This is a genomic window from Sphingobium sp. Ant17, assembly GCF_000588875.1.
GTDB lineage: Bacteria > Pseudomonadota > Alphaproteobacteria > Sphingomonadales > Sphingomonadaceae > Sphingobium.
The window spans coordinates 18,715-43,987 of the sequence record NZ_JEMV01000009.1; the positions used below are offsets into that span (position 1 = coordinate 18,715).

At 63.4% G+C, this 25,273-nt stretch carries 23 protein-coding genes, 1 tRNA gene and 1 pseudogene; 18 read left to right on the top strand and 7 right to left on the bottom strand.

Annotation, left to right across the window (positions count from 1 at the left end):
* The first annotated feature begins 4 nt into the window (after positions 1-4).
* Positions 5-325 (top strand): hypothetical protein, encoded by a 321-nt coding sequence (locus BF95_RS30605; RefSeq protein WP_327195415.1) that lies wholly within the window; start codon positions 5-7, stop codon positions 323-325.
* Positions 316-984, top strand: a complete 669-nt coding sequence (locus BF95_RS05965) for an SMP-30/gluconolactonase/LRE family protein (RefSeq protein WP_327195416.1) — start codon at positions 316-318, stop codon at positions 982-984. The genes BF95_RS30605 and BF95_RS05965 overlap by 10 nt, the downstream gene beginning before the upstream one ends.
* Here the strand turns inward: BF95_RS05965 and BF95_RS05970 are convergent.
* Entirely contained in the window at positions 981-1,469 is a 489-nt protein-coding gene (locus BF95_RS05970; RefSeq protein WP_043150048.1) for a MarR family winged helix-turn-helix transcriptional regulator, read from the bottom strand. The two genes, BF95_RS05965 and BF95_RS05970, sit on opposite strands and share 4 nt — an antisense overlap.
* A 281-nt stretch (positions 1,470-1,750) precedes the next feature.
* Between BF95_RS05970 and ectA the strand changes: the two genes are divergently transcribed.
* The 7 genes and pseudogenes from ectA to BF95_RS06005 all read left to right on the top strand — a co-directional run bounded on the left by ectA (position 1,751) and on the right by BF95_RS06005 (position 9,009).
* Positions 1,751-2,248, top strand: coding sequence for a diaminobutyrate acetyltransferase (ectA, locus tag BF95_RS05975; RefSeq protein ID WP_051519871.1), 498 nt, complete (start codon positions 1,751-1,753; stop codon positions 2,246-2,248).
* Positions 2,249-2,267: 19 nt separating this feature from the next.
* A pseudogene (gene ectB, locus BF95_RS05980) lies at positions 2,268-3,571 on the top strand (diaminobutyrate--2-oxoglutarate transaminase).
* Between the two features lie 11 nt (positions 3,572-3,582).
* Entirely contained in the window at positions 3,583-3,996 is a 414-nt protein-coding gene (locus tag BF95_RS05985) for an ectoine synthase (protein ID WP_043150050.1), read from the top strand.
* A gap of 24 nt (positions 3,997-4,020) precedes the next feature.
* Positions 4,021-4,935 carry an ectoine hydroxylase gene (gene thpD, locus BF95_RS05990; protein WP_043150053.1) on the top strand — a complete coding sequence of 305 codons (915 nt, stop codon included), beginning with the start codon at positions 4,021-4,023 and terminating at the stop codon, positions 4,933-4,935.
* Positions 4,932-6,374, top strand: coding sequence for an aspartate kinase (locus tag BF95_RS05995; protein WP_043150054.1), 1,443 nt, complete (start codon positions 4,932-4,934; stop codon positions 6,372-6,374). Before thpD ends, BF95_RS05995 begins: the two co-directional genes overlap by 4 nt.
* Before the next feature lie 15 nt (positions 6,375-6,389).
* The gene (locus BF95_RS06000; RefSeq protein WP_043150055.1) at positions 6,390-7,667 is read left to right on the top strand and encodes an MFS transporter; all 1,278 of its coding nucleotides are present in this window, start codon (positions 6,390-6,392) and stop codon (positions 7,665-7,667) included.
* A gap of 4 nt (positions 7,668-7,671) precedes the next feature.
* Complete coding sequence (locus BF95_RS06005) at positions 7,672-9,009, top strand: MFS transporter (RefSeq protein WP_043150058.1); 1,338 nt, start codon at positions 7,672-7,674, stop codon at positions 9,007-9,009.
* 73 nt (positions 9,010-9,082) lie between these two features.
* Here the strand turns inward: BF95_RS06005 and fabI are convergent, their stop codons facing one another.
* Genes fabI through BF95_RS06025 form a run of 4 tightly spaced genes read right to left on the bottom strand, consistent with a single transcriptional unit; the run spans position 9,083 to position 14,222 of the window.
* A complete protein-coding gene (gene fabI / locus BF95_RS06010) occupies positions 9,083-9,856 on the bottom strand; it encodes an enoyl-ACP reductase FabI (protein ID WP_043150060.1) in 774 nt (257 codons plus the stop codon).
* Positions 9,853-11,043 carry an acetate/propionate family kinase gene (locus BF95_RS06015; RefSeq protein WP_043150062.1) on the bottom strand — a complete coding sequence of 397 codons (1,191 nt, stop codon included), beginning with the start codon at positions 11,041-11,043 and terminating at the stop codon, positions 9,853-9,855. The genes fabI and BF95_RS06015 overlap by 4 nt, the downstream gene beginning before the upstream one ends.
* The gene (locus BF95_RS06020) at positions 11,040-12,461 is read right to left on the bottom strand and encodes a bifunctional enoyl-CoA hydratase/phosphate acetyltransferase (protein ID WP_043150063.1); all 1,422 of its coding nucleotides are present in this window, start codon (positions 12,459-12,461) and stop codon (positions 11,040-11,042) included. The genes BF95_RS06015 and BF95_RS06020 overlap by 4 nt, the downstream gene beginning before the upstream one ends.
* A gap of 3 nt (positions 12,462-12,464) precedes the next feature.
* Entirely contained in the window at positions 12,465-14,222 is a 1,758-nt protein-coding gene (locus BF95_RS06025; protein ID WP_043150174.1) for a PHA/PHB synthase family protein, read from the bottom strand.
* Positions 14,223-14,609: 387 nt separating this feature from the next.
* Between BF95_RS06025 and BF95_RS25505 the strand changes: the two genes are divergently transcribed.
* From BF95_RS25505 to BF95_RS06065, 9 genes are all read left to right on the top strand, one after another.
* A complete protein-coding gene (locus BF95_RS25505) occupies positions 14,610-14,909 on the top strand; it encodes a hypothetical protein (RefSeq protein ID WP_152542589.1) in 300 nt (99 codons plus the stop codon).
* Complete coding sequence (locus tag BF95_RS06030) at positions 14,900-15,775, top strand: glycosyltransferase (protein WP_051519873.1); 876 nt, start codon at positions 14,900-14,902, stop codon at positions 15,773-15,775. The genes BF95_RS25505 and BF95_RS06030 overlap by 10 nt, the downstream gene beginning before the upstream one ends.
* A complete protein-coding gene (locus BF95_RS06035) occupies positions 15,772-16,722 on the top strand; it encodes a hypothetical protein (RefSeq protein WP_043150067.1) in 951 nt (316 codons plus the stop codon). The genes BF95_RS06030 and BF95_RS06035 overlap by 4 nt, the downstream gene beginning before the upstream one ends.
* Positions 16,719-17,246, top strand: a complete 528-nt coding sequence (locus BF95_RS06040; RefSeq protein ID WP_200866886.1) for a DUF2141 domain-containing protein — start codon at positions 16,719-16,721, stop codon at positions 17,244-17,246. The genes BF95_RS06035 and BF95_RS06040 overlap by 4 nt, the downstream gene beginning before the upstream one ends.
* A 4-nt stretch (positions 17,247-17,250) precedes the next feature.
* Positions 17,251-18,420, top strand: a complete 1,170-nt coding sequence (locus tag BF95_RS06045) for a glycosyltransferase (RefSeq protein WP_043150069.1) — start codon at positions 17,251-17,253, stop codon at positions 18,418-18,420.
* A gap of 122 nt (positions 18,421-18,542) precedes the next feature.
* On the top strand, positions 18,543-19,631 hold the full coding sequence (locus BF95_RS06050) for an endonuclease/exonuclease/phosphatase family protein (RefSeq protein ID WP_043150072.1): 1,089 nt from the start codon (positions 18,543-18,545) through the stop codon (positions 19,629-19,631).
* On the top strand, positions 19,628-20,782 hold the full coding sequence (locus BF95_RS06055; protein WP_051519874.1) for a TonB-dependent receptor domain-containing protein: 1,155 nt from the start codon (positions 19,628-19,630) through the stop codon (positions 20,780-20,782). Before BF95_RS06050 ends, BF95_RS06055 begins: the two co-directional genes overlap by 4 nt.
* On the top strand, positions 20,772-22,292 hold the full coding sequence (locus BF95_RS06060; protein ID WP_235209589.1) for a glycosyltransferase family 39 protein: 1,521 nt from the start codon (positions 20,772-20,774) through the stop codon (positions 22,290-22,292). The genes BF95_RS06055 and BF95_RS06060 overlap by 11 nt, the downstream gene beginning before the upstream one ends.
* 67 nt (positions 22,293-22,359) lie before the next feature.
* Positions 22,360-23,184, top strand: coding sequence for a YncE family protein (locus BF95_RS06065; RefSeq protein WP_043150075.1), 825 nt, complete (start codon positions 22,360-22,362; stop codon positions 23,182-23,184).
* A gap of 82 nt (positions 23,185-23,266) precedes the next feature.
* On the opposite strand, the gene BF95_RS06070 is transcribed toward BF95_RS06065, so the two are convergent.
* Positions 23,267-23,341, bottom strand: a tRNA-Glu gene (locus BF95_RS06070).
* Between the two features lie 101 nt (positions 23,342-23,442).
* On the bottom strand, positions 23,443-25,209 hold the full coding sequence (gene recJ, locus BF95_RS06075; RefSeq protein ID WP_043150077.1) for a single-stranded-DNA-specific exonuclease RecJ: 1,767 nt from the start codon (positions 25,207-25,209) through the stop codon (positions 23,443-23,445).
* Positions 25,210-25,273 lie beyond the last annotated feature (64 nt).

Consider the following 25,273-nt stretch of genomic DNA (forward strand, 5'->3'; position numbering starts at 1 on the left):
CACCATGAGCGGCAACCGCCGCGAATGGCTGGCGGGCATGGGCGCGCTGGCTTTGACCAGCCTCGCACCCCGCGTAAGGGCGGCCGCCCCCATCTCAGGCGTCACGAGGATCGACCCCCGCCTCGACGCGATCATCGATGCCAGTGCCAAGGTTGAGGTTTTGGCGGACGGCTATCGCTGGGCGGAAGGCGGAGTATGGGTATCAGACGGCAATTTCCTGCTTTTTTCGGATCCGCCGAGCAATATCGTCTATCGCTCCCGTCGGGCGCGCAGGGACCGGTTCCTACGGGCATTCGCGAGCCCGGTGCAAACGGCATGCGCCTAGACCGGGACGGCCATCTGGTTGTTGCCGACAGTGGCACTCGCGCCATCGTGCGGATCAACCTGAAGACACGGGAGCGCACCATCCTGGTCGATCGGTTTGAGGGCAAGCGCTTCAACAGCCCCAACGACCTCGTTATCGCCGCCGACGGCGCGATCTATTTCACTGACCCGCCTTATGGTCTGAGCGAGGCCGATGCCTCGCCCTTGCGCGAACTGGATTTCAACGGTGTCTATCGACTGGCACCGGACGGCCGCCTTGGCCTGATTGACGGCAGCCGCTTTCGGCCCAATGGGATCGCGCTGTCGCCCGATGAACGTACGCTCTATCTGGCGCTGTCGGACCCGAAGCTGCCGCATCTGATGGCCTATACCCTTGACGCAAATGGGGTGCCAACTGAGGCCCGCTTGTTCCACGACATGCAAGCGCAGGCCGACCAAGGCCTGCCGGGCCTTCCCGACGGCGTGAAGACGGACCGACATGGTACAGTTTTCGCCACCGGGCCAGGCGGCGTCCATATCTGCACGCCCGATGGAACGCTGCTCGGTATCGTTGCGACCGGCAAGGCCATCGCCAATTGCTGCATCGGGGAAAATGGTCGCAGCCTGTTTCTGGCATCGTCGGACCGTCTATGTCGGGTCAGATTGAAGCGCGCCGCTTAACCCGGCTCCGTCCGGTCGATAGCACCGCTGTCGAGCAGGGGCGCAACGTCCATGTCCTGCGCGCCCAAAATCAGGCTCAGTTTTTCGAGCGAAGCCAGGATCATCGCCTGCTCCCAGGCTGGCAGTGATGCGAAACGGTCTGTGAATTGGGACTGCAACAAGTCGGGCGCACAGGCCAGCGCCTCCCTTCCGGCCCCGGTAGCGCTGAGCATGATCTGACGTTTGTCCCGGTCACTGCGTTCGCGCGTCACCAGGCCGGACAAGACGAGCCTGTCGACCACATTCGTGATGGTTGCCTGACTGAATTTCAGCGCGGTCGCAATCGCACTCGGCGTGGCTCGATCGCGCGCCTCGATTTCGCGCAGGACCAGTATTTGAGAGGGTGTCAGCCCGGTAATTGAGGCCAGCTTGCGGCTACCGATCTCGGTCGCACGAAGGATGCGGCGAAGCGCCTGTAGAGTCGGGTTCGAAAGGTCGGATTCCATGGCTGATAGCTATCCGTTTGCGATATGCCACGCCAATGTCATTTTCCTTTATATAATGAAGGATAATGCCAGCTTGAAAAGGCAGGCAGAGAAGTCATTGCGGCCAAAGGGTTGAAAATTTCGCGTTTATATGTATATATTGCGCCGCAGCGACAGAGGCGGAGGGATTCGCCCAGATAGTATAATGCTTTGGGAGGCTAATCATATTTGAGCGTGAAACCGATGCGGCAGTCCTGTCGCCACGGAATTTTGCGTCCCATGAGAATGAGACTGGACGAGTTATGAATTTCCGCATGCCGGTGGCGCAGGACGGCCCTGCCATCACCGCGCTGATCGCCGCCTGCCCGCCACTCGATGGCAATTCGGCCTATTGCAACCTGCTGCAATGCACGCATTTCGCCGATAGCTGCGTCGTCGCCGAACGCGACGGCCAGATCGTCGGCTGGGTTTCAGGCTATCGCCTGCCCGCAGATCCCAGTTGCTTCTTTGTATGGCAAGTAGCGGTGGCAGCGCAGGCCCGAGGCGAAAAGTTGGCGCAGCGCATGATCGCGGCCTTGCTGGACCGGCCATCGGTCACTGGCGTCACGCACCTGATCACCACGGTTACGCCGGACAATGCAGCCTCTTGGGCGCTGTTCGAGGGGGTCGCCCGGCGCCTTGGCGCTGACTTGGCCAAAGCCCCATTGTTCGAGCGCGACGCCCATTTTGCCGGCGCGCATGAGACCGAGTGGCAAGCGACGATCGGTCCCTTCGCCCTCTCTTCCAAAGCCAGCCAATAAATATTCGGAGACTTTCCCCATGACGATCACCCCCAAACCAACCCAGATCATTCCCGACACCGGCATTTACGAGCGCCGGGAATCGATTGTGCGCAGCTATGCCCGGTCGATGCCGCGCCAGTTCCATCGCGCCGAAAATGTGTGGATGCACGATAATCAGGGGGGGCGTTATCTCGACTTCCTCTCGGGTTGCTCGACGCTGAATTACGGGCACAACCACCCGATCCTCAAACAGGCGTTGCTCGACTATATCATGGCCGACGGAATCACCCATGGCCTTGACCTGCATACCGATGCCAAGGCGGCCTTTCTGGAAACCTTCGAGGAGGTGATCCTTCAGCCGCGCAAGTTGAACTATCGCGCGATGTTCACTGGCCCGACCGGCACCAATGCAGTGGAAGCCGCGATCAAACTGGCGCGCAAGATTACGGGTCGCGAAATGGTGATCGCTTTCACCAACGGCTTCCATGGCATGACATTGGGCGCGCTGGCCTGCACCGGCAATGCCGCCAAGCGCGGTGGTGCGGGCGTACCGCTTAGCCATGTCAGCCACGAACCTTATGATGGCTATCATGGCCCCGACGTCGATACCGCCGACCTTCTGGAACAGCGTCTTTCGGACCCGTCCAGCGGACTGGATGCGCCTGCCGCCATCCTGGTGGAAACCGTGCAGGGCGAAGGCGGCCTCAACGCAGCGTCGCCGACATGGCTGCGCAAGATTGCCGAGATTGCCAAGCGGCACGGTGCCCTGATGATCGTCGATGACATTCAGGCAGGTTGCGGCCGCACGGGTGGCTTTTTCAGCTTCGAGGATATGGGCTTCACGCCCGATATCGTCACGCTGGCCAAATCGCTGTCGGGCATGGGCCTGCCCTTCGCACTCACGCTGTTCCGCGCCGAACTCGACCAATGGTCGCCCGGCGAGCATAATGGCACCTTCCGCGGCAACAACCATGCCTTCGTCACGGCGACAGCCGCTTTGCGCCATTTCTGGAGCAATGACAATTTTGCCGCCGATGTGCGCCGTCGCGGCGCGCTGCTGGATAGCCGCCTTGACAAGATGGCCCGCGAACATGGCCTGACGACACGGGGACGCGGCATGATGCGCGGCATCGACGTTGGATCGGGCGAGATTGCCTCCGTCATTACCGCCGCCTGTTTCGCACGCGGCTCATCATCGAAACGAGCGGCCCACATGACGAAATCGTCAAGGTGCTCGCCCCGCTCATCATCGACGACGCCGTCCTATCGGCTGGGCTCGACATCCTCGAAACCTGCGTGCGCGAGACGCTTGCCGCCTCCTTTGGCGTGGCGGCGGAATAAGGAGATATCGCATGATCGTCCGTAAACTCACCGACATCCGCAAGTCCGACCATAACGTCAAATCCGATGGCTGGGAAAGCGCCCGCCTGTTGCTCAAGGATGACGGCATGGGCTTCTCATACCATGTCACTACCATGTACGCCGGCAAAGAACTCAAGATGCACTATCAGAACCATCTCGAAGCCGTGCTGGTGCTCAAGGGCAAGGGCACGATCGAGGATCTGGGCACGGGAGAGACGCACCAATTGGCCGCTGGCACCATGTATGCGCTCAATGCTCATGATCGCCACATCGTGCGTCCCGAAACGGACATCCTGACCGTCTGCGTCTTCAACCCGCCGGTCACCGGCCGCGAAGTGCATGATGAAAACGGTACCTATCCCGCCGAAGCCGACATGGTCCGCACGGCCGAACTGACGTCTTGAAATCATAATGAAAGGGGGAGTCCCATGACAGACATCTACCCATCCCGCCAAATGGCGGAACCGCAATTTCTGCCCCGTCTCGATCCGGTCGTCCATAGCGACTGGAGCGAGGCGGCACCGCTCTCCCAGGCGCAAGCCGCGCAGTTCGACCGCGACGGCTATCTGGTGCTGGAGGATATCTTCTCCGCGCAGGAAGTCGCCTTCCTGCAACAGGAAGCCGGTTCCCTGCTGGCCGATCCCGATGCGCTCGATAGCGACACCGTGATCACCGAACCGGGTGGCGGCGAAATCCGCTCGGTCTTCGAAATTCACAACCAGAGCCGCGTCATGCAACGGCTGGCAGCCGATGCTCGGCTTGCCGACGTCGCTCGCTTCCTGCTGAATGACGAAGTCTATCTTCATCAGTCGCGCCTCAACTACAAGCCGGGGTTCCAGGGCAAGGAATTCTACTGGCATTCGGATTTCGAGACCTGGCATGTGGAAGACGGGATGCCGCGCATGCGCGCCCTGTCCATGTCGGTTCTACTGGCGGATAATACGCCGCATAATGGCCCGTTGATGCTGATCCCCGGATCGCACCGCAGCTTTTTGACCTGCGTGGGTGAAACGCCCGACGACCATTATAAAATGTCGCTCAAGAAGCAGGAATATGGCGTGCCCGACGAGGACAGCCTGGCCGAACTTGCGCATCAACACGGCATCGTCGCACCGACTGGCAAGCCCGGAACCGTGATCCTATTCGATTGCAACCTGATGCACGGCTCAAACGGCAATATCACGCCCTTTCCCCGCGCCAATGCTTTCATGGTCTATAACGCGATGTCCAACCAACTGGTCGCGCCCTTCGGCGTGGCAAAGCCGCGCCCGTCCTTCATCGCCGCGCGGGAAGCAGAGGCAATCAAGGTCTGCCATGGCGATCTGGCGGAGGTGATGGCATGAGCGGCCTGCATAGCGTTGAGAAAATCGGAGGCACGTCGATGGCGGCTACCGCCAGCCTGTTCGACAATGTCCTGATCGCAGGCCGCAGCGGCGACGATCTCTACAACCGCATCTTCGTCGTATCCGCTTATGCGGGCATGACCGACCTGCTGTTGGAACATAAGAAATCCGGTGTGCCGGGTGTCTATGGCCGCTTCATCGCCGATGATGGCGCGGACGGCTGGCTTGAGGCGATGGCCAAGGTGCGCGAGGCGATGCACGGTCGCAATGGTGAGATGTTCGCGCGCGCCGCAAGCCTGGACGAAGCCAACACCTTTGTCGATCTGCGGATCGCGGCGGTGCAGGATTGCCTTGCGGATCTCGGCCGGTTGCGCAGCCATGGCCGCTTCTGCGTCAAGGAACAACTGCTGACAGTGCGCGAATTGCTGGCGGGGCTTGGCGAGGCGCATAGCGCGCACAGCACCGCGCTGTTGCTGCGCGATCGTGGAATCAACGCGGCGTTCGTCGATCTGACGCTGTGGGACCAGAATGACCTGCGCAGCCTGGACGAGCGGATCGTGGAGGCGCTGGAGCCTATCGACCTGCAGGACACGATGCCGATCGTCACGGGCTATGCCGGATGCCGTGAAGGCATGGTGCGGCGCTATGCGCGGGGCTATTCGGAAATGACCTTCTCGCGGATCGCGGTTCTGACCCATGCCCGCGAAGCGATCATCCACAAGGAATTTCACCTGTCGAGCGCCGACCCTCGACTGGTCGGGGAAGCCGCCGCGCGCAAGATCGGCCGCACCAATTATGACGTGGCTGACCAACTCGCAAATTTGGGCATGGAAGCGATCCATCCCCGCGCGGGCCGTGGCCTGCGCCAGACCAGCATTCCGCTGCGCGTCCGCAACACGTTCGATCGCGAAGATGAAGGGACGCTGATCTGCGGCGACTATGTGTCCGACACGCCACGCGTCGAAATCATCACCGGTGTGCGATCGATGCAGGCGCTCCAGTTCTTCGAGCAGGATATGGTCGGCGAGAAGGGCTATGATGCCGCGATCCTCGATGCTCTCACGCGTCATGGCGCGTGGATCGTCAGCAAATCCTCCAACGCCAATACGATCACCCATTATCTGTCGATCGACGCGGCGACGGTGAAGCGGATCATGGCCGACCTGCAATCGCTCTATCCCGACGCCGCCATCTCCGCGCAGCCCGTGGCCATGGTATCGGTGATCGGCAGCGATATATCGCGGCCCGGACTGGTGCCCGATGCGCTCGATGCACTGGCTGAGGCGAATATCGATATGATCGCGATGCAGCATCAGATCCGCAATGTGGACATTCAGTTCATCATCGATTGCACGAATTTCGATACCGCCGTGCGTGTCCTGCACCAGCGGCTGATCGAAGATGTGGCCGATCAGGGCGAAGGGCGTCAGGCGGCCTAAGCCGCCGCTCTCCGCATGCTGTCATCGATACTTCCGGTTCGCAGCCTGCTGGCCGCCATCTTCATGCTGATGGCGGGCAGCGGCTTCCTGTCCACCCTGATCAGCCTGCGGCTGGAGCGGGGGGGCAGCGGCACGCTGATGATTGGCGCGGTGGCAACCGCCTATTTCGCCGGGTTGACCGTCGGCGCGCTGCGCGCCGGGCCTGTCGTACAGCGAGTCGGACATATCCGCGCCTTTGCCGCGTTCGTGTCGCTGCTGTCGGCCAGCACCTTGGCTTATGCGCTGCTCCAGAATGTGTTGTTCTGGGCATCGCTGCGGTTCATCGATGGACTGTGCGTGGCGGGCGTATTCATATGTTTGGAAAGCTGGCTGAACGAGCGGGCGGAGACGGAAACGCGAGGCAGCATCCTGGCGGGCTATATGATCGCCCTCTATTCGGGACAGGCATTGGGGCAGTTCCTGCTCAATTTTGGTCGCACCCCATCCATTCCCTTTCTGATCGCCTCCATCCTCATTTCGCTGGCCGTCATCCCCGTCGTCCTCACACGCATCGCCGCGCCGCTGCCGGGGCAGAATGCGCCCTGTACGATGCGGCAATTGTACGTTTCGTCGCCGCTGGGGTTTATCGGTGCGATGACGACGGGTCTGATGTTGGGCGCTTTCTATGGCCTCGCCGCCGTCCATGTCCGCCGTCTGGGGCTGGACCTGTCCCAGACCGCCAGCTTCATGAGCATCGTCATCTTGGGCGGTGTTGCGCTGCAATGGCCGCTGGGGCGGTTGTCTGATCGGTTCGACCGCCGCCGGGTCATCGTCACCAGCTTCGGCGCGACCATGGCCGTCTGCGTTGCGCTGACCATGGTCGACGGCATGGGACTGGCTTTGCTGACGCTGGGCGGCCTGTTCGGTGGGCTGAGCTTCGCACTCTATCCGCTCTGTGTCGCGCACACCAATGACCGGCTGGACCCATCCGCCCGCGTCGCCGCCAGCGGCGCGCTGGTGCTGCTCTATTCGATCGGCGCGGCTTTGGGACCGACTGGTGCGGCGGCGGCGATGACGCTGTTCGGTGCAAGCGGACTGTTCCTCTTCATCGCTATCGTGGCGGGTGGCACATTGGCCTTTGGCCTCTGGCGTCAGGCATCGTCCCTGCCAGTCCCGGGCGACGACCAGCAAAGCTATCAGATCCTGCCTCGCACCACCCCGATGGCAGCGATGCTCGACCCCCATGCCCCGGAATATGTCGCGCCCGACGAGTGCGAACCAACCGACCGACCGCAGTCCCCCATCTCAGGATAAACCCATGGCTTCGCCTATTCCTACCGCCCCGGCCCAACCCACCGTCGATCGGACCACGCTGCGCCGGGCGATCGGTGCTTCCGCCATGGGCAATGCGACCGAATGGTTCGACTATGGCATCTATGCCTATGGCGTGACCTATATCTCGGCCGCGCTGTTTCCCGGCGACACGGAGGAAGCGGTGCTGTTCGCACTGGCGACCTTTGCCATTTCCTTCCTGGTGCGACCGCTAGGCGGGTTATTCTGGGGACCGCTGGGTGACCGGATGGGGCGCAAATCGGTGCTGGCGCTCACCATCCTGATGATGTCGGGCGCGACGGTGTGCGTCGGCCTCATCCCCGATTATGCTACGATCGGTTTTTGGGCACCAACGCTGCTGATCCTGTTGCGCATGGTACAGGGCTTTTCCACCGGCGGCGAATATGGCGGCGCGGCGACCTTCATGGCCGAATATGCGCCCGACGACAAACGCGGCTTTTGCGGCAGCTTCCTGGAGTTCGGGACATTGGCGGGCTTCTCGCTGGGCGCGCTGCTGATGCTTGGCTTCTCGCTGATGCTGGGCGACGCCACCATGTATGACTGGGGCTGGCGCATCCCCTTCATGGTGGCTGGTCCCATGGGTCTGGTCGGCATGTATCTGCGATCGAAAATGGAGGACACGCCAGTCTTTCTGGAAGCCGAGCAAGCGGCGCAGGGTGCCAAGGCGGCCTCGCCGACACTGGCCGCGCTGATAACGGGCTATTGGCGCACCCTGCTGGTGATGGGCGGGCTGGTCACCGCGCTCAACATCGTCAATTACACCCTGCTCAGCTACATGCCGACCTATTTGCAGCGTCGGTTAGGCCTGTCCGCCAATGAGGCGTTGATCGTGCCGATCATCGGCATGATGTTCATGATGGTCCTGCTGCCCTTCGCCGGGGCGCTGTCCGACCGGGTCGGCCGCAAGCCGCTGTGGCGCTTCTCGCTTATCGGGCTGTTCCTGCTGGTCGTGCCGGCCTATCTGCTGATGGCAACGGGTTTCATCGGGGCCGTAATCGGGTTTGCCCTGTTGGGCCTGCTCTATGTGCCGCAACTCGCGACGATATCGGCGACCTTCCCCGCCTTGTTTCCAACGTCCGTCCGCTTTGCAGGCTTTGCCATCGCCTATAATGTCGCGACGTCCATCTTCGGCGGCACGGCCCCTGCGATCGGCAGCAGCCTCATTGGGCTGACCGGCAACGAACTGATGCCCGCTTACTATATGATGGCGGCCTGCATCGTGGGGCTGGTCGCCCTGCGCTTCATGCCGGAAACCGCTGGCCTGTCGCTGCGCGATCGCAGTTATTCTTCTGTTTCATCCTAATAAAATGAGACTCCGCCCCTATGCCGCCTTGGCTGGGTTCAAGGAATTGCGGGCCTGACAGGCACGTCCGAGATCAGGCGTGCAGATGCTGTCCGTTATCGACTGGGATCACCGTTCCGGTGATGCGCTTCGCCGCGTCACTGACGAGAAACGCCGCCAGATTGCCGACATCGCTCACCTCGACAAGCGCACCCTTCGGGGCGAGCGCTGCGGCTTGTTCGAGCAACACATCGAACCGTTCGATGCCGCTGGCCGCGCGGGTCGCGATCGGCCCCGGCGAAATGGCATGGACGCGGATACCGGCGAGTGACAATTCGGCCGCAAGATAACGGGTGGCGCTTTCGAGCGCTGCCTTTACCGGCCCCATCAGATTATAATGGTCGACGACCCGTTCGGAGCCATAGAAGGTCACGCAGAGCAGGCAGCCCCCTTCGGTCATCAACGGTTCGACCAGCTTCGCCATGCGCAGAAAGCTGTGGCAGGATATATCCATGGCCAGGGCAAAGCCTTCCGCACTGCAATCCGTGACCCGTCCGTGCAGGTCATCCTTTGGCGCAAAGGCGATGGAATGCAGCAGGAAGTCGAGCCCGCCCCATCGGTCGCGCACCTCATCGAACAGCCGTTCCAGATCGCCCGGCACGCGGACGTCGCACGGCGCGGTCCATTCCATACCATCCCGTTCGGTGACCGGCAAAACCCAGTCCTGCGCCTTGTCGTTGAGATAGGTGGCGGCTAGCCGTGCGCCGCATTGCGCGAACGCCGCTGCGCATCCCGCCGCGATGCTCTGTTCATTGGCGATCCCGATGATGAGGCCGCGTTTCCCGCGAAGGTCGACAAGAGGGGTCATGCGGCATCTCCAAGCAAAAGTTTCACTGTGTGCAGGGCGATCATACGCTCTTCGTCGGTGGGGATCACGCGGACCGTCACCCGGCTGCCCGCCGTGCTGATGACGGGCTGGTTCGCGCTGTTGGCGCTTTCGTCCAGTTCGATGCCCAGCCATCCAAGCTGTCGGCAAATCCGGCTGCGGATATCGGCACGATGTTCGCCGATACCGGCGGTGAAGACGATGCCGTCAAGCCCGCCCAACGACGCGGTCAGCGCCCCGGCTTCCTTGGCGGCGCGCCACGCAAACAGGCTGATCGCCTCTTCGGCGTGCGGATCGGCGCTGTCCGACAGGGTGCGCATGTCGCTCGACAGGCCGGAAACGCCGAGCAGGCCGGACTGGCGGTAGAGCATATCTTCCACCGCCTGCGCGCTCATGCCCATTTGTGTCTGGAGGTGCAGCACGACGCCGGGGTCGATCGCGCCGCAGCGCGTCCCCATCATCAGCCCGTCGAGCGCGGTGAAGCCCATGGTCGTGTCGATACTGCGCCCGTCGCGGATCGCGCAGAGGCTGGCGCCGTTGCCGAGATGGGCGGCTATGACCCTGCCCTTGGCCAAGGCCGGATCGATTTGCGTCAGGCGATGGACGATATATTCGTAGGACAGGCCGTGGAAACCATAGCGCCTGATGCCCTGATCATGCAGCACGCGCGGCAAAGCGAGGCGCGACGCGATCGCGGGCTTGTCATGGTGGAAGGCGGTATCGAAACAGGCGACTTGCGGGATATCCGGCCGAAGGACGGCAATAGCGCGGATCGCCGCCAGATTGTGCGGCTGGTGCAGCGGGGCGAGCGCGCACAGAGCATCGAGCTTGTCGAGCAATGCCCGGTCCACCAGCCGGGGTGTCGCGAATTCCATGCCGCCATGAACGACGCGGTGGCCGATGCCGACCACCTCGCGCCCTTCAAGATGCGTCGTCGCCCATTCGATCAGATAGTCGAGCAGCGCGGCATGGCTGAGCGCTGCGCCGTCCGTCCAGTCATGATCGTGGATCACGCCCCCGTCCGCCGTGCGAATGGCGATGCGCGGAGCGATGCCGATCCGCTCGATCTTGCCGCTGGCCGATAATGTGGGAGAGCGCCCGTCCTCCAGCGTGAACAGCGCGAACTTGATGCTCGACGAGCCCGAATTGATGCTGACGACCGCTTTCATGCAGGCGTGCCCTCCGGCAGCCCCGGCGCGGCCTTAGTCGCCGCGACAGCCAGGAGGACCGTCACGGCGCAGGATGCCAGCCGCGTCCGCAGGCTGTCGGCGCGACTGGTCAGGATGATCGGCACTCGTGCGCCCAGCACGACCCCTGCGGCATCCGCGCCGCCCAGGAAGGTCAATTGCTTGGCCAGCATATTGCCCGCCTCGATATTGGGGACGACCAAAATGTCCGCGCGGCCCGCGACGGGCGAGACGATGCCCTTTTCCCGTGCGGCCGCTTCGCTGACGGCATTGTCGAAGGCCAGCGGGCCATCAAGCAGTCCGCCGGTGATCTGGCCCCGATCGGCCATCTTGCACAGGGCCGCTGCATCGAGCGTCGATGGCATGGATGCGGTCACCGTCTCGACCGCTGACAGGATCGCCACCTTGGGTTCGGCCTGGCCCAGGACATGGGCGAGGTCGATCGCGTTGCGGATGATGTCGGCCTTGGCCTCCAATGTGGGGGCAATGTTGATCGCCGCGTCGGTGATGATCAGGGGATTGGGGTGGCCGGGAACATCCATGACATAGGCATGACTGATCCGGCGTTCCGTCCGCAAGCCGGTCGCGCGGGACACGATCGCGCCCATGAGTTCATCGGTGTGGAGCGATCCCTTCATCAGCAGCCGGGCTTCGCCGGAGCGTACCAGTTCGACCGCCTTCGCGGCGGACTCATGGCTGTGGATGCTCGGCACGATGCGAAGGGCGCTGATGTCCTTCCCGGCTTCCTCGGCGGCCTGACGGATGCGGGCCTCGGGACCGACCAGGATCGGCACGATCAGCCCCGCCTCCGCCGCTTCGACCGCAGCGGCGAGAGCCGCGGCCGAGCAGGGATGCGCCACCGCCGTTGTCACGGGATGGCCCGACGCCGCCTCAATCAACCGGTTATAGCCATTATGATCGGACAACCGGATGTCGGGCAGGGCGATGCGCGGACGGCGGATCTTGTCGGTCGGGGCCTTCACCTCCGCCTCGCCGGTGATGACCGTCTCGCCATTCTGGTTCACGCAGCGACAATCGAGCAGCACGATGCTGCGGTCCGGCTGCGTGGCCGTGACGGTGACGGAGGCGGTGATCTGATCGCCGACCCCCACCGGGCGCAGGAACCGCAACGACTGGCCGAGATAGATGGTGCCAGGGCCCGGCAGTTCGGTGCCCAGCACCGCCGACAACAGGCCCGCCCCCCACATGCCATGGGCGATGATGCGGCGGAAAAAGTCCGTCTCGGCAAATTCGCTGTCGAGATGGGCCGGGTTCACATCGCCAGACACCAGCGCGAAGAGCTGAATATCCTTGACCGACAGCGTGCGGGTGACGCTGGCGGTATCGCCGACCTTTATCTCGGCGAAGGTCCGGTTTTCGATCATCTCGACATCGGTCATGGATTATTTCTCCAGAACGTAGAGGCCCGGCGCATCGCCGAGCGTGGGATAGCCCTGGTCGGGCGCGCCCATCGACGGCGGCGGCTGAGGCTCGCCCGAACGCGCGTCCAGCCAGTCCCCCCATTCGGGCCACCATGACCCTTCCTTGCGCGGTGCGACCGCAAACCATTCATCCGGTGCGAGGGCAGCGCCATCGGCCTCCCGCGTCAGGACATGATAGCGTCGCCTCGCATGGCCCGGTTCGGATACGATACCGGCGTTATGCCCGCCACTGGTCAGGATGAAGGTGGTTTCGGCCCCGGTCGCCAAATGGATCTTGTGAACCGATCGCCAGGGCGCGACATGATCCCGCTCGGTCCCGACCACGAACAAGGGCGCACGGATCGCGGATAGGGCGACGGTGCGGCCATCGACCGCGAACTTGCCTTCGGCCAGTTCGTCATTGAGGAACAGACGGGTCAGATATTCGCTGTGCATCCCATAGGGCATGCGCGTGCCATCGGCATTCCAGGCCATCAGGTCGTTCATCGGCGGGCGTTCGCCCATTAGATAGGTCTGGAGTATCTGCGACCAGACGAGATCGTTGGACCGCAATATCTGGAATGCGCCGCCCATTTGCGCGCTGTCGAGATAGCCGCGTGTCGACATCAAATTCTTGAGCGTAGCCAGTTGCGATTCGTCGATGAACAGTCCGAGTTCGCCAGGTTCGCTGAACTCCGTCTGCGCCGCCAGCAGGGTGATGCTGGTCAGCCGCTCATCGCCGTCGCGCGCCATGGCGGCAGCGACAATGGCCAGCAACGTGCCGCCCAGACAATAGCCCACGCCATGGATTTTCGCGCTGCCGGTGATGGCACCGACGGCATCCAGCGCGGCCATCGCGCCCAAGCGACGATAGGCGTCGAGGTCGAGATTGCGGTCTTCGCTCGTGGGATTGTGCCAGGAGATCATGAACACCGTATAACCCTGCCCCGTCAGCCAACGGACCAGCGAATTTTCCGGCGACAGGTCGAGAATATAATATTTCATGATCCAGGCAGGCATGATCAGGATCGGTTCGGGACGGACCTGCTCGGTCGTCGGCGCATATTGGATCAGTTCGATCAGAGCATTGCGCCACACGACCTTGCCTGGGGTCGCGGCCACGGTTTCGCCGACTCGGAACGCCTCGGCACCCACCGGCGGCTCGCCCCGCGCTTGGCGCTGCATGTCCTGCGCCATGTGATTCATGCCATCGATCAGGCATTTGCCGCCCGTTTCCACGATTTTGCGCTGTAGAGCCGGATTGGTGGCGAGGAAATTGTTGGGGGCGAACATGTCCAGCATCTGCCGCGCGGCGAAGGAGGCCTGTGCTTCATGCGCCTTGGACACGCCACCGATGCCGGTCGTCGCGGCATGCCACCATTGCTGGTTGAGCAGGAAGGCCTGGGTCAGGAAATTGAAGGGCGACTGTTGCCAGGCGGGGTCGGAAAAGCGCCGGTCCTGCGGCAGCGGCTCGATAGCGGGAGCCGCGTCGGGATCGCTAGCGCTACGCCCCATGTAATCGAACAGGCGCAGATATTTTCGGCCCATTTTCGCGGCCAGTTGCATCTGCTTGCCGGGCGATGAGGCAAGGTGCATCGCCCAGTCCGCACCAGCAAGGAACATGGTCGCGGGAGAAAGGCCATGCGTCGCTTGTGCGATCATCGCACCGGCCGCCTGATCCATGGAGTCCGCAATGCCGTCCAGCGGATCGTTGCCAGGGTGGCGGCTGTCATATGTCATCAAAAAGGGTTCCAATTGCGAGCGGTGGCCAGTCCTGTTCAAGCGATGTCGCGTTGAACGAAAGCGGGAATCCAAGTGCAGGATCGACCGATGACGGGCTTGCTTCAAGGAAACCTCGCACCGATCGCGCGTCTGAAGGGTGCGTAGGAGAAAAGGGCGCGGGAGGACCATCCGTAGATGCCGCAGATGTCGGCGGCGGCAAAAACGCACCTTCGAGATCGCAACTGACCGGGTGTGCGCGCATTGCAAAATTGAGACGATTAAAAGCCCCGTCGTCACGCTCCGGTCACGGGATTGGCATCAGCATGTTACATTAGGCAGCCATTGGCGCGGACCATGGCGCGCGCACATGCATCGGTCAGCCCAGAGGCTTTGGATGGTCAAGACATGCGCGTCATGCTGTTTCTGAAAGGCTTTGGACCGGGCGGCGTTGAACGGATTGCGCTGCGCCTGGGCGATGGTCTGCGACGGACAGGCTGCGACCTGACCGTCATCGTCGCAGCCGCGACAGGACCGATGGACAATCCATTGGGGCAGGCCTGCCTCGTGGCGCAGCCTTGGCCAGTCATCGGCATGCGCTGGCCCCTCCTGCGCCTGGCCTATAGCTATGGCGCGAAATACGCCGTGCGCCACCCGCGATCTTATTCTGCCCTGGGAATGCCTATACGATCGTTGTCGTGCTGCTGAAGCTCCTCCTGGGGCGAGATTGCCCGCCGATCATCGCGAAGATCAGCAACGACTTGCAGCGCCGCGACCTGCCCCGGGCCATCCGTCCGCTCTATCAGCTCTGGCTATGGGTACAGGGCCGGTTGATCGATCATTTCGCCACCTTGTCGTTGCCCATGAGCGAAGAAGTCATGAGGCATATGCGTGTTGGGCCGGAGCGTCTCCATGTCGTGCCCAACCCGGTTCTGGACGATGTCGATGTCGGCTCACATCGGAAGCAGAGCCGCTGCTGTCGCGCTGGCCGTCGCTTCGTGGCGGTCGGGCGGCTGGAACGACAGAAGAACTACCCCGCGATGCTGCGCGCCTTTGCTGTGGGGGCGCGCAAAGATGATCGGCTGACCATTTTTGGTGAGGGCAGCGAGCGCGACGCTCTGGTCGCGCTGGCCGCATCACTGGATATTGGCGATCGGGTCGATATGCCCGGCCATTGCCCGGACTTAGGCGTGCGTCTCGGGGCGTATGACATTTTGCTCTTGTCATCGGTCTATGAAGGCCTGCCCGGCGCGGTCGTCGAAGCGTTGGCGGCGGGCCTTGGGGTCATCGCGACCCGTTGCAGCGTCAGCATGGCCGATCTGCTCGACCAGGGCGCATTGGGTATATTGACGGAATGCGGCGACGAAAGCGGCTTTGCCCTGGCCATCAGGACGTTGGAGCCTGGCCAAGACCTGGCCCGCGCTCGGCGCAAGGCAAGCCATTATACGCTCGAAGCCGCCGTCCCGGCCTACGCCGCGCTCTTCGACCATGTCGTCGCCCAGCGACAGGCGCGCAGCCGCGTTACGCGCCAGCCTTTCTTCCTTCGTTCAGCGACCAGCGTGAGGCCCGTATGAGCACTGCCGATATTGCGTCACCACGCCTGATGGATGCCTCGCCCCTGATCGATGGCCGCGACCTGTATGTTCCGGCGCCCCTGGCCAAATCGGGCCGCTACTGGATCGCTTGGTTCGGTCCCGTCATTTCGCTGGCGCTGCTGGCTGCGGTATTCCTGCAGCGGGGAAGCGTCGACATCCCTTCACTACTCGGACTCGTCCCGCGCACTCCTGTGTTCTGGGGCCTGTTCATCCTGACATACAGCCTGACACCGCTGTTCGACTGGCTGATCTTCAACCGGCTCTGGTCGATCCCTGCGGGCGGACTGGCGGCGCTGTTCCGCAAGCGGCTCAGCAACGAACTGCTGCTGGGTTATGTGGGTGACGTCTATTTCTACACCTGGGCGCGGCGCCATGTGCGGATGGCAGGATCCCCTTTTGGCGCAGTCAAGGATTCCGCGATCCTGTCGGGCGTCATGGGCAATGTCGTGACGCTGGCGATGCTGGGCCTCACCTTTCCGCTGCTGTCCTCCCTGCCGCTGGCGATCGACGGGCGGACGCTTGGCATTTCGCTGGCCATATTGGTGTTGACCTCCGTGGTGCCGATGCTGCTGGGGCGCCGCATCTTCGGCTTGCCACCAGCGGAACGGCGCATGGTGGCGGGGATCCATTTCTTGCGGATCGTCGCCAATTTGCTGCTTTATGCGCTGCTGTGGCACTTGATGCTGCCTGATGTCGCGATCAGTTGGTGGGTTATGCTCTCGACCGTCCGCCTCGTTCTGTCGCGCCTGCCGCTGGTGCCGAACAAGGATGTGCTTTTTGCCGGCGTGGCCACCTTCCTTGTCGGGCGCGAAGGGGAGATAGGCGAAATATTGGGGCTGCTCGCGAGCCTCCTACTCGCCACCCATCTATTGGTGGCTGTGTTGCTGGGGGCGAGCGGCATCATCCGGCGGAGGATAGCCCCATGATGGCCCTGCCTTTGCTGTCGTCCGCGCTGCTGCTGACAACTGGTTTTCTTCCGTCGACGCCCGCTCTCGGCAAGGCAGAGGGGCAATGTCGCGCCAACGAGAGTGGCCCTGCTTTCGTGATAGACATCATCGGGTTGAAGGATCGCGAAGGCAATCTGAAGCTCGAAGTCTATCCCGCAAACGATGCCGACTTCCTTCAGGACGACAATATTCTGATCACGCAGGGCAAGGTGTTTCGCCGGGTCGAGGTGCCCGTTCCGGCGAGCGGGCCGACAACGCTATGCGTCCGGGTGCCCGGCCCCGGCCGCTACGCTGTGAGCGTGCTTCATGACCGGGATGGCAATCGCAAATTCGGCCTCTCGGTCGATGGCGTTGGTTTTGGCAGCAATCCCAAGCTCGGCCTAGGGAAGCCCAAGGCCATGGCGGCATCGATCGTGGCCGGTTCGGGCGTGACGCGAGAACGGATCGTCATGAACTATCGCCGGGGCCTCATGTCCTTTGGCCCTCTAACACCAAGGCGATAGGACCATGCGGATCGTCGATGTCTGTGCTTTCTATTCCGACCGGGGCGGCGGGGTAAAAACCTACGTCCGGCACAAGATGCTGGCGGGGCCAAAGGAAGGCCATGAGATCATCATCCTGGCACCGGCCGCAGAGGCCGGCGTCGAGATCATCAATGATCATGCCCGGATCGAATTTGTCCGCGCGCGCCGCTTTCCGCTCGATGGCCGCTATCATTATTTCCATGACGAAGCGGCGCTGCATGCCCGGTTGGATGCGTTGCGCCCGGATCTGGTCGAGGCGTCCACGCCCTGGGCCAGCGCGACGATGGTCGCGAATTGGCGCGGTTCAGCCCCGCGCAGCCTGATCATGCATGCCGACCCGCTCGGCAACTATGCCTATCGCTGGTTTCGCGCGCTGGCACCACGCCCCGTGATCGATCGGGGTTTCGACTGGTTCTGGCGGCATTTGCGGCGGATGGACGCCCGGTTCGACCATATCGTCTGCGCCAGCGACGATCTGGCAGCGCGTCTGGTCGCCGGGGGGCTGCGTCATGTCGTGACCAACCATATGGGTGTTCAGCCGGGCATATTCCTGCCTGCGCATCGCGACCCTGACCTGCGCCGCCGCCTGCTTGCCTCTTGTGGTCTGCCCGAGGGTGCCGTGCTGTTGCTCGGCGCGGGCCGCCATGCTCCTGAGAAGCGCTGGCCGATGATCATCGATGCGGCGACGGCGAGTGGCTTTGCCCGGCCCATCGGACTGGTGATTGCGGGCGATGGCCGGGCACGCGCCAGCGTCCAGCGCGCGGCGGCGGGCAATCCGCATGTGCGACTGATCGCCCCCGTTACCGATCGCGCTGCCTTCGCGACGCTGCTCGCCAGCGCCGATGCCTTGGTCCATGGCAGCGAGTCCGAAACATTCTGCATGATCGCCGCCGAAGCCCGCGCCAGCGGCATCCCCATGTTCTTGCCCGACAGCGGTGCCGCGGCGGACCATCTGGTGCCGGGAGCGGGCTATCATTATGCTGCGGCAGAGGGCGCGAGCCTGGTCGAGCAGCTTGATCATTTCGTCGCCGATGGCCCGGCAAAGCATCTGGCGGTCGCGCGCGCGGCCGCTGCGGGAACGCGGACGATGGATACCCATTTTGCGGATCTGTTCGCCCTCTATGCGATCCACGGCCGCGCCATGGCCGCATGACAGGCTGGCGTCATTTCCATGACGGCCTTGCCGCGAAAGTTTAACCGCGCTGCCGCGTGACCGACATTAGGACGACTCATTGCCCGGCTACCGTTCGACCACTTGGGTGGGGGGGCGCTATCATGTATCGACCAGTTCGCGCTTTGTTATTTGCAGGGCTTGTTGCGCTTGCCGCCGCCGGATCGACCCAGGGCGGCGACTATACCGACCAGCGGTGGAGCATCGCCGGGTCCGTCCCGGCCGACGGGCAGTTGTCGGTCATGACCTACAATATCAAGGGATTACCCTGGCCGATCGCATTGGATCGCAGCGCGGCGCTGAATAGTATCGCCGACCGGCTCGCCGCACTGCGACGGTCGGGCAAGCAGCCCCATATCATCCTGCTGCAGGAAGCGTTCACGCCGGAAGCCGCGCAGATCGCGGCCCGCGCAGGCTATATCCATGTCGCGCAAGGGCCGGACGCGGCGCACCGGTCCGACGCGGCAACGGATGGGGCGGATCAGTCCCACCTGGCGCAGGCGCGGTGGGATCGTGGTGAAGCGGTCGGCAAGCAATTGGGTAGCGGCCTGCAAATTCTGTCCGACTATCCCATCGCCAAGATCGATCGCATGGCCTTCCCCGATTTCGCCTGCGCCGGGTTCGACTGTTTGGCGAACAAAGGCGTGCTGATCGCGCATCTCAAGGTGCCCGGCTTCGACCGGCCGGTCAGCATCGTCAACACGCATCTCAACGCCCGCAAGGCCGCCGGTGTGCCGATCGGCCGATCCCATCGCGCCTTTGCGCGGCAAGTCGACCTGATGGCCCAGTTCGTTGCGCAACATGTGCCTGCCGATCAACCGATGATTTTGGGCGGCGACATGAATATCGGACAGGATGGTCATCGGGCCGATGCCTTTTTCAGCCGTTTCGCTCGGGCCGGAATGACCTTCATTGATCCTGACCTGGGTGGCGCACGGCGCGCGCTGGCCAAATCCGCCTTGCCCAGCGAGGCGGTACGCCGGGATTTGGCCTATACCAGTGGGCGGGCAAAAGACTGGCTGTTTGCAAGGGACGCCGGGCATCGCCCCCTCAAGGTTCTGGCGGCGCATGTGCCTTTCGGGTCCGAACCCACCGGCAAGCCGCTCTCCGATCATTTTGGTTATGTCGTCGACTATGCCCCAATCAGCAACATCGACCTTGCACGATCGGGCCGCACGGGAGCAGCGTCGTGAACCGGGCTGTCGTGCCCCTCTTGGTACTCATCTGCACCGCAGGGACCGCGCAGGCGCAAGACGGGCCGTTGGAGACAGGCATCAGCTTTTCGCTGAAACGCAAGGCCGCCCTGTCCCCGCTCATCTATCCCCGACATGCTTATTCTGCATTCCAGCCACGTATGGACGCGGTAAACCCAGTCAATGCCGACGACCGTGACCAGGAAATCCATATCCGGCTGCACAAGTCCGCGCGTCGGTTCGTTGGAACCGCCATCGCGACACCGCTTGCACCGGATATGCTCTCTCGCAGTCGGATGACGCGCTATGTGTTGGAAGATCGTGTGCTGATCGGCGAGCATGTCACCGCCACCATGGGTTGGCATGGCATCAAGGTGAGCAACCGTAACGCTAATGTGACCGTCGGTCCGGGCCGCGAACGTTTGCGCACGCGCGACTGGTTCCTGCCGCGCGGGACGCTGACCCTACAGTCCGGTCACAACCTGCGGCTGACATTGGATTATGCTGAAAAATTACGCGCGTACAGCGAAACGGGCATAAATGGGCCGATGGGATTGACCCATGACGGGTTCCTGTTGCTGCGCCGGACGCTGAAGCCGGAAACGCAAAACCGCATGGCCGTGCGTGCCGACTGGACGGCGGCACCTGCTCTCAATCTGTCCTTGGCCTTGCATGGCGGACGGCTGGACGACCAGCTGCGCTTTACCGGGCGTGGCACATTGCCGGTCAATAGCGGGTCCGCGCGGATCGAAGGCGCGATCCTGGAAGCACGGCATCATGTGACGCCGCAGCTGCGATGGTCGGTCCGCTATAGCGACGCGCGCGTGCGCGTGTCCGGGGGCAGCATGGTGCGTGAACATAGTCTGTCGGCCGGATCGGTCTGGCAGGACGGCCCGTGGCGCGCGGCGCTGTCAGTGACGCGCAACAGCGCGCCCGCACTGGCTGCCTATGATGAGCGCGCCTTGCGGGTCGAGGCTGGCGTCGATTACGCCCTGGCTGCGATTGGCGGACGACCGCTTAGCGTGTCGCTGCATATGACGGACCCGGATCGGTTGGCGAGCGGAACATTCGCGCGGGATGATCTGTCCGGCTCGCTCCGCGCCGCCGACCAGGTGCGAACGGTGATGGCAAGCGCGCGGCTTGGCTGGTAGGCGTATCCTTATTCCATCGCGGATCGTCATCCTGCTGCTGTGCGCGGCTGTGATGCTGACCGTGGCGGCCTTCCGCCCGATCGATCATGACGAGGGGCAATATGTCGGCGCGGTCGCGATGATGCGCCTTGGCCTCCCCTATCGCGACTTCGCCTACCTCCAGACGCCGTTGCAACCGCTGCTGTTCGCGCCACTGGCGTGGATCGCCGACGGATGGCTGTTTCCGACGCTCCGCGCGGTCAATGCTCTGCTGACTATGGCAGCGACGGCCTGCATATGGCTTGCGGCACGGCGCGCGGGCGCATCGCACCGGGCGGCGGCCATCGCGGCAGCCGCCTTGTTGTCCAGCCATATGCTGTTGTTCGCGGGCAGTGTGGCGCGCAATGATGCGCTGCCCTTGCTGTTGATGACGGCTGGGCTGGCCGCCATGCTGACGCTATTACAGGATGATCGCGCGCGATGGACGGCGCTGCTGGCTGGCCTATTGCTGGGTGCAGCCGCATCAGCGAAAATCAGCTATGGCCTTCCCGCCGCCGCTGTCGGCCTCTTTGCGCTGCTGCATTGGCGGGCTCTAGGTGCGGAAAAGGTCGGGCTGATCGCGTTGGGTGGCGTGCTGGGTGGCTTGCCGACCGTCTGGCTCGCCTTGCTGGCACCCGAAGCGGCCTGGTTCGGGATCATCGACTATAGCCTCAAGGCCCCGTTCGAGTGGCGGACATGGAATGGGCAGGCGTTCATGCTGGACTGGCCGCTGAGCCTTGTACGGCTCGCCCGCTATCTCGCGCAGGGCTGCGGCCTGATCGCGCTGGTCGCCATTGCCTTGGTCGCGAGCCGGCGGCGTACAATGGCCGAGCAGCTGCTCGATATGGTGATCATCGCCGGGCTGATCGCGGCCTGGCTGCCGCGGCCCATCTATGTCCAGTATCTGGGGCCTTTGCTGCCCGCACTTTTCCTTCGCTTTGCACTACTGACCGACGCGCCTTTCTGGCACCGGCCCGCTGGCCGCGCCCTGATCGCGCTTGGTGTCATCGCAGGCCTGGTCCAAACGATGATGGAGACAGGCCCAAATATCCTAGCGGGTCACAGCCCGGTGCATATCGTCCTGCGCGATGCGCAAGCATTGGACCGCATCATGGCGTCGGCCGCCGTGTCAGGGGCCGTCGTCACCCTATCGCCTGAGCGGGCAGTCGATATGGCAGTGCCGATCGATCGCCGCTTCGTCACGGGTTCTTTCCTGTTCCGCACGCGCCATATCCTGACACGCGATCAAGCCCGGGCCTTCCATGCGACTCATTTCCTGTCCTTGGCAGCGGACCTGGAGGCGGTGCCGCCCGCTGCCATTCTGACGGGAAGCGAAGAGCAGCCCAGCGCTGCATTTCCGCGCGGACTGGATGCGGTGCTGATCGATTGGGCGCGATCGCATGGCTATCGCTCGGTTCCCCTGCCTTCCGGCACCCACCAGCTCTTCGTGACTCCACCATCCCTTGCCAAGAGACGCGACGCGCAATTGTGACCGTCTTTGCAACGCAATGGTCGTATTGCTAGCCTAGATTGGCGGATCTTCGCCACTGGAAGCCATCATGCCCCGCCTATTGCTGATCTTCGCAAGCCTGTTTTTCGCACTGAGTCCTGTAAAGGCACAGGAGGCGGCCGAGACGCCATCGCCGCCGCCCGCTCCGGTCGTCCTGCGCGTCACTGCGCCGGAAGCGCGTCAAGGCGTCGCGTCGGACGGCACGCATCTTTATGCCATCGACAATGACCGGATCGGCAAATATCTGATCGCCACCGGCAAGCGGATCGCCCAGTGGCAAGGTGAACGACGCCTGTTCCCGCATATGAACAGTTGCACCGTCGCAGGGCATGACCTCGTCTGCGCGGCGTCCAACTATCCGCAGGTGCCCCAGACCAGCGCCATCGAGATTTTCGACACCAGCACGATGCGCCACAAGCGCACGATCAGCCTGGGCTTTACCCCTGGTTCCTTAACCGCGCTTGATCGGCACGACGGAAAATGGTGGGCGGTCTATGCCAATTATGCGGGCAAAGGAGGCGAACCAAACCGCGACCATCGCTACACGCTGCTCGCGCGGCTGGACGACGCATTCCGGCAGGAAGCGGCCTGGACCTTTCCGACCGATGTTCTGGCCCGCTTTGCCCCATTCAGTTGCTCTGGCTTGAGCTGGAGCAAGGATGGCCGACTTTATGCGACGGGCCATGACCGGCCGGAAATGTACGAACTGGCATTGCCCGACGCCGGGTCGCGCCTGGAACTGCGCCGCATGATCGGGATCGCGACGCCGGGACAGGCGATCGATTGGGATCCGGTGGAGAAAGGCCGTCTGTGGTCCATCGACCGCGCCGGGACTGAAATGGTGGCGAGTGTCGTGCAGGATGGCAACGACTGAGGCAGGTTGGAATAACCTTGCTTGCTGGCCATGAAGGAAAATACCGATCGAGCATTTTCTGGCATCTTCGGCGTAGCGAAAGTGGTGATCCCAACGGGATTCGAACCCGTATCGCTGCCGTGAAAGGGCAGTGTCCTAACCGTTAGACGATGGGACCACATACAACGACCGCCGAAGCGGCGCTGCGAAGTGAGGGGGGCATTAGGAGGAGACGGCGCAGCGGTCAACCCCTTTTGCGGGCAAAAAAGCCCAAGCCGATCAGTCGGCCCATGCAGCGTCGTCCAGATGGAGTTCGGCGGCGGGGCGGCTGCCCCAGTCGTCGATTTTCGCCCGTCCCGCGACCCACAGCCGCCGGTCGTAGGACGCACCCAATATCGCCTGGCCCATGTCGCTTTCGGCCTGGCGAAAGGCGATGGTCTTGATCGACCGGCCATCCGCACCCGCCATGATCGCGCGCAGATGGCCGTTGCCAACCACATCGGCCTTGACCACGCGCATCGGCCCGGCCGCAATCCGAGGGGCGGGCCAGCCCGCGCCATAGGGGCCGCCCTGTTCGATGGCGGCGACGAATTCCGGGTTCACGCCGGCCGGGGCCAGCACCGCATCGATCAACAACGCCCGGTCGTCGCGCGCGCGCGCCACCGCGCTTGCCAGTCGTTCGTCGAGGAAATCGGCGAGCGCATCGAGTTTGTCCGCCGCGACGGTGAGCCCTGCCGCCATGGCATGGCCGCCACCTGCGACCAGCAGGCCGCTATCCTTGGCTGCCATTACCGCCGCGCCCAGGTCCACGCCGGAGATCGACCGGCCCGATCCTTTGCCTACGCCATCCTCGTCCAGCGCGATGACGATCGCCGGTCGCCCGGCCTTTTCCTTGATCCGTCCCGCGACGATGCCGATCACGCCCGGATGCCAGCCGAGCCCGGCAATCACTGCCACCGCGCGATTGCCCTGCGCGTCGAGCAGCGCTTCGGCCTGTTCCTGCACAGTCGATTCGATCGCGCGACGCTCCTCATTATAGTGATCGAGCTGTCCCGCGATCCGCGCCGCCTCCGCCGGGTCCAGCGTCGTGAGCAACCGCACCCCCAGATCCGCCTGCCCGACGCGCCCGCCCGCATTGATGCGCGGCCCCAGCGCAAAACCCAGATCATGGCACAGCGGCGCGCGCGTGAGGCGGCTGGCGTCGATCAGTGCAGCGAGACCGATGTTGCGCCGCTTGGCCATCACCTTGAGCCCCTGCGCCACGAAAGCGCGGTTTAGGCCGCGCAGCTGTGCCACGTCCGCCACCGTGCCGAGCGCCACGATATCGAGCAATTCCATCAGCGCGGGTTCTGCCCGCGTCGCGAACCAGCCGCGCCCGCGCAACAGCCGCACCAGCGCCGCGCCGAGCAGGAAGGCGACACCGACAGCGGCGAGATGACCATGGGTTGCCGCTTCGTCCCCCTCGTCCAGCCGATTGGGATTCACGAGCGCCAAGGCCTCGGGCAGCGCAGCGCTGCATTTATGATGATCGACCACAACGACATCGACACCGGTGGCCTTCGCCATGGCCAGTGCTTCAAACGCCTGCGCGCCGCAATCGACGGTGACGATCAGGGTCGCGCCCTCGCCCGCCAGGCGCACCAGCGCCTCGCCCGAAGGACCATAGCCCTCCATCAGGCGATCAGGGATATAGGGCTTGGCCTCCAGCCCCAGATCGCGCAGCAGCCGGATCAGCAGCGCCGCACTGGTCGCGCCATCGACATCATAGTCGCCGAAGATACGCACATCCTCGCCCCGCTGCACCGCATCGGCCAACCGCTCGGCCGCCGTGTCCATGTCACGGAACAGGCTGGGATCGGGCATGAAGGCGCGTATCGTCGGGTTGCGATGCGCTTCCAGCGCCTCGCGTGGACAACCGCGCGCCATCAGCAATTGCGTCACCAGGTCGTCGGGCAGATAGGAGGGATCACGCGCGTCCGCCCCCTCCCCCCGCCAACGCCAAGGTTGGCCCATCAGGGAGCGCGAAATATTGAGGGCAAATGTCATGCGGCTGCTCTAGACGGGGCATTGGCCGCTGGGAAGCGCTCCCGTCGCGGCGAATTGTCGCCTG

Coding starts and splice junctions, on each gene's coding strand:
- BF95_RS30605 (WP_327195415.1), top strand. CDS start 5: ATGAGCGGCAACCGCCGCGAATGGCTGGCGGGCATGGGCGCGCTGGCT.
- BF95_RS05965 (WP_327195416.1), top strand. CDS start 316: ATGCGCCTAGACCGGGACGGCCATCTGGTTGTTGCCGACAGTGGCACT.
- BF95_RS05970 (WP_043150048.1), bottom strand. CDS start 1,469: ATGGAATCCGACCTTTCGAACCCGACTCTACAGGCGCTTCGCCGCATC.
- ectA (WP_051519871.1), top strand. CDS start 1,751: ATGAATTTCCGCATGCCGGTGGCGCAGGACGGCCCTGCCATCACCGCG.
- BF95_RS05985 (WP_043150050.1), top strand. CDS start 3,583: ATGATCGTCCGTAAACTCACCGACATCCGCAAGTCCGACCATAACGTC.
- thpD (WP_043150053.1), top strand. CDS start 4,021: ATGACAGACATCTACCCATCCCGCCAAATGGCGGAACCGCAATTTCTG.
- BF95_RS05995 (WP_043150054.1), top strand. CDS start 4,932: ATGAGCGGCCTGCATAGCGTTGAGAAAATCGGAGGCACGTCGATGGCG.
- BF95_RS06000 (WP_043150055.1), top strand. CDS start 6,390: ATGCTGTCATCGATACTTCCGGTTCGCAGCCTGCTGGCCGCCATCTTC.
- BF95_RS06005 (WP_043150058.1), top strand. CDS start 7,672: ATGGCTTCGCCTATTCCTACCGCCCCGGCCCAACCCACCGTCGATCGG.
- fabI (WP_043150060.1), bottom strand. CDS start 9,856: ATGACCCCTCTTGTCGACCTTCGCGGGAAACGCGGCCTCATCATCGGG.
- BF95_RS06015 (WP_043150062.1), bottom strand. CDS start 11,043: ATGAAAGCGGTCGTCAGCATCAATTCGGGCTCGTCGAGCATCAAGTTC.
- BF95_RS06020 (WP_043150063.1), bottom strand. CDS start 12,461: ATGACCGATGTCGAGATGATCGAAAACCGGACCTTCGCCGAGATAAAG.
- BF95_RS06025 (WP_043150174.1), bottom strand. CDS start 14,222: ATGACATATGACAGCCGCCACCCTGGCAACGATCCGCTGGACGGCATT.
- BF95_RS25505 (WP_152542589.1), top strand. CDS start 14,610: ATGCGCGTCATGCTGTTTCTGAAAGGCTTTGGACCGGGCGGCGTTGAA.
- BF95_RS06035 (WP_043150067.1), top strand. CDS start 15,772: ATGAGCACTGCCGATATTGCGTCACCACGCCTGATGGATGCCTCGCCC.
- BF95_RS06040 (WP_200866886.1), top strand. CDS start 16,719: ATGATGGCCCTGCCTTTGCTGTCGTCCGCGCTGCTGCTGACAACTGGT.
- BF95_RS06045 (WP_043150069.1), top strand. CDS start 17,251: ATGCGGATCGTCGATGTCTGTGCTTTCTATTCCGACCGGGGCGGCGGG.
- BF95_RS06050 (WP_043150072.1), top strand. CDS start 18,543: ATGTATCGACCAGTTCGCGCTTTGTTATTTGCAGGGCTTGTTGCGCTT.
- BF95_RS06065 (WP_043150075.1), top strand. CDS start 22,360: ATGCCCCGCCTATTGCTGATCTTCGCAAGCCTGTTTTTCGCACTGAGT.
- recJ (WP_043150077.1), bottom strand. CDS start 25,209: ATGACATTTGCCCTCAATATTTCGCGCTCCCTGATGGGCCAACCTTGG.